Source organism: Companilactobacillus sp. FL22-3 (assembly GCF_054881455.1).
This window is the reverse complement of record NZ_JBTYYZ010000019.1, coordinates 1-10,562: the sequence shown is the minus strand read 5'-3', so window position 1 is coordinate 10,562 and position 10,562 is coordinate 1. Positions and strand designations below refer to the sequence as shown.

The window sequence follows — 10,562 nt, the reverse complement described above, 5'->3', positions numbered from 1 at the left end:
AATCACACCTCCACAACTATTATATAAAAGCAACGATTGTTTATCAACGATCACCATTAAAAACCTCGTTGATAAACAGACAAAACCTCGTTGATAAACAGACAAAACCTCGTTGATAAACAGACAAAACCTCGTTGATAAACAGACAAAACCTCGTTGATAAACTTCCATAAGCCTTGGGAGAGTAAGGTTCAAGAGGGGTCTAAAAGAGGTTTAAAAGAGGTTTATAAAAGAGGTTTAAAAGAGGCACTACTGCACGAGGCCAAAACCTAGAATCAAAAAACACAAAGGAGTGAGCCAAAAACCGGCTCACATTAAACTCCAGTCGCTATGCTCCTTGCGCCTCACTCTGTTCGTTGCCTAAAAGGTGTGGCAAGCCACGTTTATTCGGGCGCTGACGCCCCGTACCCCGTCCAAGCTGAACCAGCTTGACCGCTTTTTCACTCGCCGTTAGGCAGGAAAGCAAAGTTTCTATAAAACTTTGGCTTTCGCCATTTCAGTGTTAAGACTGGGTTAGAGCTGTCAATTCCTTATGCTCCCACGCTACGCTCGTCCGCTACCATTGACAGCAAACAGTTAGTTTTTCTGAATCTTAACAAGACTTTAACTGCTATATTCGTTTTTAAGGGCCTTATTTCTCGTTTCTAGCAGTTTTAAGACTATTTATATATATTTATACCAAAGTAAAAATAAAAAGCCCTCAGCAGGCTTTTAGAGGGCTAAATAACGAAGCCAGGACGATTAATAATATCTTCTTGTCTTTTTTGCAAAACATAAGTATACAGGGAATCATACAAATTCTTTTTGATCTCGTCAGGTTCATTGAAAGAAGCTTCAAACAATTCTTGAATATCAACTTGCCAAGGATCAGCAAGCATTTCATCAATAGTTTTTAATACTTTCTTTTCGTCCATCTTGATTACTCCTAACATCAAAATAATGATTTCAATTTAGATTCACAGATTTTACAGTACCGTTATTCAAAATTTGTTACCAAACTTATAAAGATTCTTTGCACAGAACGATTAAAAAAATGGCTTAAAACAGCTTAATCCGCAACACTTTTTGAATATTTAAAACATAACAATCTTAGTTTAGGTGCAAACATAAATTGAATTAAAAATATGCTCAATTAAATAACGAGAAAAATTGATTGTATGGTTATCAGTAGACCGAGTGAAACGAGGTCAATGCGCACTTACACATAGAATTTATTCTATGTTGTGCTAGGCCCATTAAAATCCTGTATCAGAAGTCGCCGTTGGCGACAACAAAATCAAACCAATTTACCCAAAATCAATTTGGTTCAACATGTTTTCTGTACTTGCTTGATCCAAGCCTAAATAAGCTAAAGTCATGGCTTCACTTGAGTGATTTAGTAGGTGCATGACTAGGCCAATATTGTAATTTGATTGCGTATAAACACGATAAGCCCCAGTTTTGCGCATTGTATGAGTACCTAGATAATTAATTCCTAATAGATCGCCAACCTTACTCATAATTTTGTAGAACTGTTTTTCAGTAATATGGCGTTCTGGGTGTTGAATTGAAGGAAAGAGCCATTCAGAATCCAGCTTATGATCAAGCAGCCATTGACGGTACAATAAGAGCTCTGTTTGAACAGGTTTAAGGTACAAGGTATTAGGTTTACCAGTTTTTCGGTCATGAATAAACGCATTTTGTTTAATAGAACCGTCCGGATTAAAAATATCGGCCTGTTTTAAGCCCATAACGTCACTCACTCGCAGTAGCGTCGCTTTACCAACTTGAAAAATCGTATAGTTACGTCGACCAGCTTTAAAGTTATTGAGTAACGTATCTTGAACCTCTTTAAGAACGTTTGAATCTTTGATGGGTAAAACAACTTGTTGCATAGTCTTTTCTCCTTTTCTTGAGATATCAAAGCAGTTATGTTATTATTTTTGTAAGGAAAAAGTAAGGAGATGATATTGTGAGCGCAGGTAATGTAACTAAGGTTAGCTCGAAGATCACAAGTAAAAATCAGATTACAATTCCTAAAACAGTACGTGAACTGTTAAAAGTTCGGTCTACTGACACAATTGAATGGCAGATTGAACCAAATGGTAAAGTAATGATTGTTCGTAGTAAACCGGATCTATGGCAACTTGTTGATGAACAAGAAAAAAAGTTTGGAAATCTCAGTACAACAGAAGTTGATTGGGGTAAAGACGTAGAAAGCGAAGACTTTGATTAATGAAATTAAAACAAGGCGCTATTTTATGGATTAATTTAGATCCGGCTAAAGGCACTGAAACTAAGAAAAAGCGACCGTGTTTAGTTGTAAGCAACGATCACTATAATCGCTATTTTAATACGGTGCTAGTTGTCCCAATCAGTACCTCTGACAAATATCGTACCCAAGAAAAGTATGCTAAATCGCCGTTATTTATCAGGATAGATAACGGGAAAATTCACGGGACAGCGTTATTGCAACATGTCCGTGCTGTCGATCCAACAAAACGATCAGATGGCGAAGTTGTGGCCACTTTATCTCAGCAAGAAATTAGTTCAATTAGTACAAAGGTCCAACAATTTTTCTGAAAAGCAGATGTTATTTATTGATAAAAGAAACAAAATAGCCCCCAATATCCACATTATAGATATTGGGGGCTATTCTTTCAATGTTTTTGAGGGGCGATTTGGAACTTATAGACCCTTTTTATTTTTTCATATACTTTTTTGGCTTGTAAAACACCTAAATTTGTATACTCTCTAATCTGTTTGATAACTACTTTCTCATTTTCCAAAATCATAGCTTTAATAATCTGTTGTTCTTCATTCGTCATAGACCGAATTTCTGGTTCTGTAAGAACTTCAATTAAGTTATCACTGAAATTAGATGAAACAAGAAAAAGTATTGCTAAAATTAAAAAAATATTATCATCGGTAAAAAAGTAATAAACAATAAAAAATAATGTAATAGCATATAATACCCAGTTTAAATATTTATAGTCCAAAAAATTTAAAAACTTCACTTTATCTCTCTTTTCTATTTAAAATATCAAACAAACATTTTTTGTAGAAATCCTTTTTTCTGCTCTTTGAGAAGCTGTCCAAGATCTATGATTTTGATATAATACAACCAAAGGAGAAGATTATGAAAAAAGAACCGATTCATCGTACTAGTATGTGGAAATTTAAGTTAAGTGCTGCCACCATGACTTTGATTCCCGCTGCCGTGGGGATTAACTATGTTGCCAAAGCCTTGGCGGAGGGGTTAAAGCTGCCCGTTTGGCTGGGGTCTTTGGGAACCTTTCTTGCCAGCATGTTGGCTGGGCCGGTTGCCGGTGCCATCAGTGGTTTCATCAACAACGTGATCTACGGGCTGACCTTATCGCCAATTTCAACCGTGTATGCGATAACCAGCATCGGAATTGGGATTGCTGTCGGAGTTTTGCACGCCAATGGGTGGTTCTCGTCAGCGCGACGAGTATTTGTTTCTGCTATTATTATTGCCATCGTTTCAGCTGTCATTTCAACGCCACTCAACGTCATCTTTTGGGGTGGTCAGACCGGTATCGCTTGGGGTGACTCATTGTTTGCGGTAATGATCGCCAATCATGCACCAGTGTGGCTGGCCTCATTTACCGATGAGTTTGTCTTGGATATTTTGGATAAAGTCTGCGTGGCCTACCTGGCATTCTTCATCTATCGTCAGCTGCCGCAGCGGATGGTGCGCTTCTTTAGAGATGATAAATGATGACTGATAAAACATTGTTTTCTGGAGCGCCACGGGTCAAGCTCAAGTGGTACCAGGTGATCGATCCGATTACTAAGCTTTTGTTCATCTTGGACATGACGTTGTTGAGCTTTGCCAGTATGAATTTGTTGCTTCAGGCCGGATTAATTCTTGTCGCAACACTGCTATTGTTATTTTCCAAATTGAGTTCGACCACCTTTAAGGCGCTGGGATTCAGCCTGTTTCTGATTGGCACCATGCTGATCATCCAAGGGTTATTTTACAGTCGGAATCAAACTGTGCTGTTTTCTGTGCTTGGGGTGTCGTTCTACAAAGAAGGCCTGATTTACGCCACCACTCTGGGTTGTCGAGTATTGGTGATTATTTTGACCAGTGGCTTTTTTATGGTGACCACGAGTATTTCAGAAAACGCGGCCTATTTGGAACTGTCCGGATTGTCTTATAAAACCGTCTACGTTCTGATGTCGGTGTGTTATATTTTGCCGGAAATGATGCGCAATATGCGGAAAATCCAGCAGGCACAAAAAGTTCGCGGAACCAATCCGCAAAAAACGTTGATTCAGAAATTAAAGTCAGTCCTGCCGGTTCTGATTCCATTGGTGATTAAGACCTTGGATCAATCGATGGCGCGGTCAATTTCTCTCCAACTGAGAGGTTTTGATAATCTCAACCGGACTGTCAGAACCTCCCAGCGCGTGTATCGCCTGTCGCGGACGCTGCACATTGGTCTGACTGGATTGGCAATTTTATTGATTGGGTGGAAGATATGGACGAAGATAAACGGATTGTAATTGAAAATTTGACCACCCGTTATCCGGGTACTGAGCAACCACAACTGCGTCAGATTAATGCGGAGGTTCATACCGGCCAGGTGGTTGGGATTATTGGGAATAGCCACTCCGGCAAATCGACTTTGTGCCGTGTGCTGGCAGGGGTCATTCCCAAAATTGTGTCTGCTGAGATTGAGGGCGACTGGCACATGTTTGGACAGCGAGTGTCCGACAATTGGCCCGTTTATAATGCCATGAATGGAGTTGTACTGCAAAATCCAGCTGGCCAACTAAGCGGGTTGGCAGACACGGTTGCCGATGAAATCGCCTTTGACTTGATTAATCAGGGAATGACTGAAGGACTGATTCAAAAACGGGTTGAAGAAGTTGCCACGCAAATGGGGCTGATTGAACAGCTGAATTTGCGTCCCGAGAGCCTTTCCGGTGGTCAGATCCAGCGGTTGGCAATTGCCACGGCGATTGCGGATAATCCGGCTGTTTTGATTATGGATGATCCGACCAGTGAGATGGATCCCCTTGGCCGCCGGCAATTTTTCCAATGGCTGGCCCAAGTCAAAGAGACGACTGTCTTCATTGTCACCAGTGAAATTGACGATTTGTGCGAAGTCGCCGACGTCGTGTGGGTGCTGCACGAGGGTCAAATGGTAGCCCAGGGCAGGCCGGGTGAGGTGTTTAATCATTTGGCAGATGACTGGCAGATTCCAGCCCCGACAATCCAGCAACTTGCTCAAAAAATGGGTTGGCACTTGGCTGATGGCCGGTATCCGGTGAATGACGCTGAGCTGAAGGAGAATCGTTATGTCCACAATTGAACTGAACCACCTGACGTTCACTTATCCGGAACGGTCCTTTAGCTTGGATGTTGAAGACAAACATTTCGCCGATCCGATGGTGGCGATTGTCGGCCAAAATGGTGCCGGCAAATCAACGCTCTTCAAATTGTTGACGGGCTTGCTGACACCACAAACCGGTGTGATTAAGATCGATGGAGAAAATTTTAATGATCTTAAACCAGTCGAAAAGTTACTGAAGGTTGGGATTACTTTTCAGAATCCTGACGATCAGCTTTTCAACCCGACCGTTCAACGAGAGGTGGAGTGGAATGTCGCGCAGGTCATGGATGACCACGACACGATTACGAGGCAGGCTTTAGCGGCTCTAAAAAGAGTTGGCTTGGATGATAAAACAGCTGAAAGCCCATATGACCTGTCATTGTCGGAACGCAAGCTGTTGAGCGTTGCCACAGTTTTGGCAGTGGATCCGGCGATTTATTTATTTGATGAGCCGATGATGTCGCTTGATTGGGAAAGCCGGCGCAAGTTGACCGCAATTTTCCATCAGTTGGCTGATTCGGGCCACCAAGTTGTGACCATCACCCATGACATGGATTGGGTCGCCGCCGAGTTTGAGTCGGTGTATGTTATGGAACACGGGAAGTTTGGCTTCGCCGGCAGTCCACGGGAATTGTTCAGCGATCACGAACTTGTCCAGCGAGTGGGATTACTACCACCGCGGATTATGGACATAGCGGAGTCGATGGGTGATTCACAGACATATTTATCGGTTAATGATTATTGGCAGAAAAATCGAGATGTATAGAAAAAGTCACCTCTGCGGGTTTTCCAGGTTGAAGGATTAACTTCAGCTTCTGGCAAGAACTCACATGGGTGACTTTGTAATTATAGTCCCTAAAGGTTTCTTAACTAAAGACAGCGATAATCATTTTGGTGACTAAATAAATAATTGCAATTACCATCATCCAACCAGTACTGCGCATAAATTCCCAGACATTAGTTTGTGCCTTTGCGTTTTTGGTAATAACTATGCTTTTTTTTAGTGAATCATCGCCCTTGATCAAACTATCTAAGGTAATGTCGAATAAATTGCTGATTTGCACTAAACGATCAATATCGGGATAAGTACTTCCGACTTCCCACTTAGAAATGGCCTGACGAGAAACATTAAGCGTTTCTGCAAGATAATCTTGTGTCCACTGCCTTTTTTCTCGTTCTTCTTTTATCCTTTGCCCTAAAATCATAAACATAACCTCACTTTCAATAGATTAATTATCAGATTGAAGCGAGAAAAAAGCACGCTAATTATTAGCGCACTAAAAGCAACTACTGGTTGCGAAGAATATTCTGGTGTAAATAGGGGCTAAATGATAGCTATAGACCCTAAAGTGTTTTATATCTAGGATTTGAAAGTAAGCTAATCCGGGACGTATAATCATTAGTTATCTTCATTTTATTGAGAAACCAATAGACTTTTACCTTTCTTACTTTCTTAATACATAACTCAAATGTCATTGTTTAAATTTGGTTAGAATATCTTTCAACGTCTTGACTAGATTGTTTAAATTAAACCTATCAATTTGGCCTATTGAATTATCTATTTGTGTATAGGTTTCAATTTTTTCAATTAATTTTGAAATATCCGATTGTTCACCATGATGGAAATCATGAGAATTCGAAATTTGAAGATATTCAGAGTTTAGATAGTTATCAAGTAACGTTGCTTTAGATTTAGGTTCAAGTAGAGCATTGTTAAGATAATTAGACTCAAGGAGTTCTTCAAAAATATTTATTTTTATACCTGATTGCGTCATATTACGTATTGTATCAGTGTCATTATCAAAGATTGCCTTAACTAGCTTTTGGGTTTCTAGTCTATGATTTTTATCTTTTGCCGAGCTCATTATGTCCCGAATCCTATTCATTATGTTCGTATCATTTACAAGTACAGAGTATTGAACATTAAATGTATTAGGATCATAACTGTATGGTAATTTGTTACTCTCGAAAGATCGGTTTACAGCCTCTTTTAAAGCGTTAATCAATTTATCCAAATAATTATCATTACAGAAATAAATATCATTTTTATCAAAAAACTTAAAATAATTAAGAGTTAAAAGTATATCGTTAGCCTTAGCTTCTTGACTACAGGCATCTTTGAGTAGTTGACCTTCAAGATTCTTAAGTTGGTCATCAGTCATTTCTCTAAAATTGGAAATTCTGTCTAAGTTGGAGATTTCTTTTTTTGAATTGAAGAGTCCTTTCCAACAATCGACAAAATGTTGTGCAGAAAAGTTTCCGTTAAAGATTACATTGGTTACCGAACTATCATACATAATCACCTTGGTTAAATTTGTATTATTATGATATCTAATGGTTAATTGCTCAGCTGGTGATTTTTCCTCATCATCTTTCATGTGTATAAAAGAGAAGTTACGTGTGTCAAGGAGTGGATCAATATTTTTTAAATTTTCACGTGTCAGTATACCTGCGCGATACTCTGTTGCAATTACAAATAAATTAGCAAAAACCGATCTTTTAATTTCTTTGCTATGTGAATTCTGTTCTAAATTATTTTCAAAATATTGATTTAAATTCTTATCAATTAGTTTAAATGTAGACAGAATAAATTCCAATGTGCGTAGATTTAATTGTCCTTTATTGTGCCGACTATAACCTTCTAGAATTTCTACCAGCCAATCTGAATTATCTTGTAAAAAGGTAATATTAGAATGCTGTAAGAATTCTTTTTTTATATTTTTCAAGTCATAAGTAAATGGGAGAACTCGACTTATGACTTTTTCACGCAACGAAAGGAATTTTTTTTCTTGAATTTCTTTGGAGTTACCGACAAGAATTACTCTATATCCATAGTCTTCAATAATATCTGTCAATAAAAATCCCATTAGGACATCTATATTAATTTGTTGACTAATCCGTTCTAAATCGTCAATAATCAGAACCGAAGCAGGCGTCTTATTTTGCGATAGCAATTGATTCTTTATTAGTATATTTTCGGCAGTGTGTGCGAGTGAAACGAAGGGTTTTAGCTTGTCGAAAGCGCCTATGGTTCCTTTAGTGAGAGAAGCAAGGTCTTTAATCTTAGATTTTGTGGTTTCTTTATCAGCTTGTATACCTAGACTAGTAACAAATAACTGATTAAATAGAGCTGTTTTTAACTCATTAAGAGACTCATAACCATAGACGGAGAAGTACACAGTTCTATGCTTTTTACAAATACATGGTATAAAGTGGTGCTTGAAGAAGAATGTCTTTCCGGAACCCCAAGGCCCATCAACCATCACAGCGAACTGATCTTGACTATCAATGTAGTTAGATAGGCTATTGAACAACTGATTTTTTTTCATGAATCCCCCATAATTAGTATAGACATTAAAAAGATAGCGACACTTTTCCCTTTTAGATAGAAAATTTTAGAGTTGATTTTTAAGGCTTATTTTCATGTAGTTATAGTAAGCATCTATGATGATTTCCATTATATCATGAACATAGAAGCAATCACTCGATATACCTTGTTGGTCGTTTTTATTTTTTATACCCTGTTTAATCGATATAAACAACTTGCGTTCCGTTGTGTTTTCACCTTTTTGGTTGTAATTTACCCGCCATTTCGTATTGTTTGACTTTTGTATTCTGTTTAGCAAATGCTTTCAAATGTTTTTGCGTTCGACCACTAATTGATGAGAGGAATAGAAGTACTACCAAAAGTGCCACCAACTATTATTAGCTTTGCTTTTAGATGCTTTTTTTGGCTTACTACCATATTTAGCAACTTCATTTCCATTTTGCTTGTCGTTTTTATCCTTGATAGGAATGGCATTATCACTATTCGACAAGGTATCGTCCTTGTCGTTTGATTGTTGCTTTTGAGTTGAATTGGAAGATTTAAGCAAACCACTCAACTTATGCACGTGTTCTTCTAATTGATGGTTTTCTGCTACTGCTGCTAATTGCAATTGCTGTTGCTGATCTATCAACTTTGTTAAATATTCTATTTGTCGGTCTTTGGTAGCAAGCTGTTTGTCACGTTGAGACTTTAAATCTGCTACTTCTCTTCTTAGAGTAGCGATTAGCTCATTATTTTCTTCGCTAGTCTTTGTCTCTTTTTTGCTACCTGTTTGTTGGTTCTTTGCTACCAAAGGCTTTGCTACCTTATCTCTAATAATCCTTTCAGCTGTAAGGCTAACCATGTTTGTACCTTGACGATCTTTTTGTCGGTTCTTTGTTGGTAGTCTTTGGTAGTGATATTGAATAGTCTGCTTGGAGACCTTCAATTCATTAGCAAGTTCTCTAATAGTTTTAGGCATGATTTCCAAACCCCTTTCGGAGTTCAGCAAGTGCTTCTTTTCGTGCTTGATCTCTTATTTTTTTATCATGTTCGGCTTGTTTGACAGCCAATGCTTGCTTTTCAGTAGAACCTAGAGTTAACCCCTTAACTTTATCAATGGCACGCCATTTTTCCTGTTCTGTTAATTCACCATTATGCTGAATGTTAAAGAGTTTTTGACGTTCATCTTGAAATTGACCTTGTGAGAAGTCGTTAGCGTCTTTCTTTTCAGGCTTCCAAGTAAAAGAATACCCAATTACTGGTTTCCCGCGGCCTTTACCATATTTCTTTCGAACAGTTAGGCCTCTAAAAAGAGGGGTCAATTCTTCTCTGATTGGTTTAAGAACGTATCTATCAACGTCTCCCGGTTTTTTCCAATAACTTTTAGGAATATCAAGTAACTCAAAAAAATCTTCTTTTGATAAAAAAGCATAACCGGTTGTTCTGAAACCTTTTAACAATCTAAAAGCGGTTTTAGCATAACTGCTTCGAAGATCTCTAAATTCCGCTAAAGCATATCTAACCCACGTGTCTAAATTATTAAGAAGTGGCAAAGCATCTTTATATACTTCAATGTCTATATAAGGAGAATCAGCTTCACCAACAATTCTGAATTTAGTAAACATAACAAACATTTCTCTATTTAATCCAGATTTACTACGTCTTCCAAAATGAAGTCCCATTAACTTTTCATAAGTTCTTTGAATATCATCTTCAAAGCGATTATTTGCAGTCGGTTTATAGTTGCTCAAATCTTTAAGTTGTTCAAAAGAAAATCTAACTGTCTGATCTCCCTTATCACGCATACGAGAAATAATTGAAAAAAATAGATTCATTTCAATAGGGGTGAATTTACGTAACGGAATGGTATTAAGTTCAGGATCATATTTTATAAGTTCATTGCTCAT

The 10,562-nt window shown here is 38.1% G+C and carries 13 protein-coding genes; 6 read left to right on the top strand and 7 right to left on the bottom strand.

The features are described 5' to 3' along the window. Positions 1-719: 719 nt before the first annotated feature. Both ACYT32_RS12180 and ACYT32_RS12175 read right to left on the bottom strand, forming a co-directional pair. Positions 720-932 carry a hypothetical protein gene (locus tag ACYT32_RS12180; RefSeq protein ID WP_010625611.1) on the bottom strand — a complete coding sequence of 71 codons (213 nt, stop codon included), beginning with the start codon at positions 930-932 and terminating at the stop codon, positions 720-722. A gap of 354 nt (positions 933-1,286) precedes the next feature. Next, a complete protein-coding gene (locus ACYT32_RS12175; protein WP_013279411.1) occupies positions 1,287-1,874 on the bottom strand; it encodes a site-specific integrase in 588 nt (195 codons plus the stop codon). 77 nt (positions 1,875-1,951) lie between these two features. Here ACYT32_RS12175 and ACYT32_RS12170 point away from each other — a divergent pair, with 77 nt between their 5' ends. Together ACYT32_RS12170 and ACYT32_RS12165 are read left to right on the top strand one after the other, a co-directional pair. Beyond that, the gene (locus ACYT32_RS12170; RefSeq protein WP_001748062.1) at positions 1,952-2,215 is read left to right on the top strand and encodes a type II toxin-antitoxin system PrlF family antitoxin; all 264 of its coding nucleotides are present in this window, start codon (positions 1,952-1,954) and stop codon (positions 2,213-2,215) included. Beyond that, entirely contained in the window at positions 2,215-2,562 is a 348-nt protein-coding gene (locus ACYT32_RS12165; RefSeq protein WP_024002471.1) for a type II toxin-antitoxin system PemK/MazF family toxin, read from the top strand. Before ACYT32_RS12170 ends, ACYT32_RS12165 begins: the two co-directional genes overlap by 1 nt. A gap of 77 nt (positions 2,563-2,639) precedes the next feature. Here ACYT32_RS12165 and ACYT32_RS12160 read toward each other — a convergent pair whose 3' ends face one another. Further along, a complete protein-coding gene (locus ACYT32_RS12160; RefSeq protein WP_395266441.1) occupies positions 2,640-2,996 on the bottom strand; it encodes a hypothetical protein in 357 nt (118 codons plus the stop codon). Positions 2,997-3,118: 122 nt separating this feature from the next. Between ACYT32_RS12160 and ACYT32_RS12155 the strand changes: the two genes are divergently transcribed. The 4 genes from ACYT32_RS12155 to ACYT32_RS12140 are packed head-to-tail and all read left to right on the top strand — an operon-like array spanning position 3,119 to position 6,111. Continuing rightward, positions 3,119-3,721: an ECF transporter S component gene (locus ACYT32_RS12155; RefSeq protein WP_119463176.1), complete on the top strand. Its 603-nt coding sequence runs from the start codon at positions 3,119-3,121 to the stop codon at positions 3,719-3,721. Continuing rightward, positions 3,721-4,512, top strand: a complete 792-nt coding sequence (locus ACYT32_RS12150) for an energy-coupling factor transporter transmembrane component T (protein WP_176692349.1) — start codon at positions 3,721-3,723, stop codon at positions 4,510-4,512. Before ACYT32_RS12155 ends, ACYT32_RS12150 begins: the two co-directional genes overlap by 1 nt. Beyond that, the gene (locus ACYT32_RS12145) at positions 4,488-5,324 is read left to right on the top strand and encodes an ABC transporter ATP-binding protein (RefSeq protein WP_119463175.1); all 837 of its coding nucleotides are present in this window, start codon (positions 4,488-4,490) and stop codon (positions 5,322-5,324) included. Before ACYT32_RS12150 ends, ACYT32_RS12145 begins: the two co-directional genes overlap by 25 nt. Further along, entirely contained in the window at positions 5,311-6,111 is an 801-nt protein-coding gene (locus ACYT32_RS12140) for an energy-coupling factor ABC transporter ATP-binding protein (protein WP_119463174.1), read from the top strand. The genes ACYT32_RS12145 and ACYT32_RS12140 overlap by 14 nt, the downstream gene beginning before the upstream one ends. Positions 6,112-6,211: 100 nt before the next feature. On the opposite strand, the gene ACYT32_RS12135 is transcribed toward ACYT32_RS12140, so the two are convergent. The 4 genes from ACYT32_RS12135 to ACYT32_RS12120 all read right to left on the bottom strand — a co-directional run. Beyond that, positions 6,212-6,550 (bottom strand): helix-turn-helix domain-containing protein, encoded by a 339-nt coding sequence (locus ACYT32_RS12135; RefSeq protein WP_003646108.1) that lies wholly within the window; start codon positions 6,548-6,550, stop codon positions 6,212-6,214. Positions 6,551-6,817: 267 nt separating this feature from the next. Then, entirely contained in the window at positions 6,818-8,674 is a 1,857-nt protein-coding gene (locus ACYT32_RS12130) for a KAP family NTPase (RefSeq protein ID WP_264229048.1), read from the bottom strand. A 351-nt stretch (positions 8,675-9,025) separates the two neighbouring features. Continuing rightward, entirely contained in the window at positions 9,026-9,634 is a 609-nt protein-coding gene (locus ACYT32_RS12125) for a DUF536 domain-containing protein (RefSeq protein ID WP_264229052.1), read from the bottom strand. Continuing rightward, on the bottom strand, positions 9,627-10,562 hold a 936-nt coding region (locus ACYT32_RS12120), incomplete at its 5' end, for a replication initiation protein (RefSeq protein ID WP_064635655.1). The genes ACYT32_RS12125 and ACYT32_RS12120, both read right to left, overlap by 8 nt.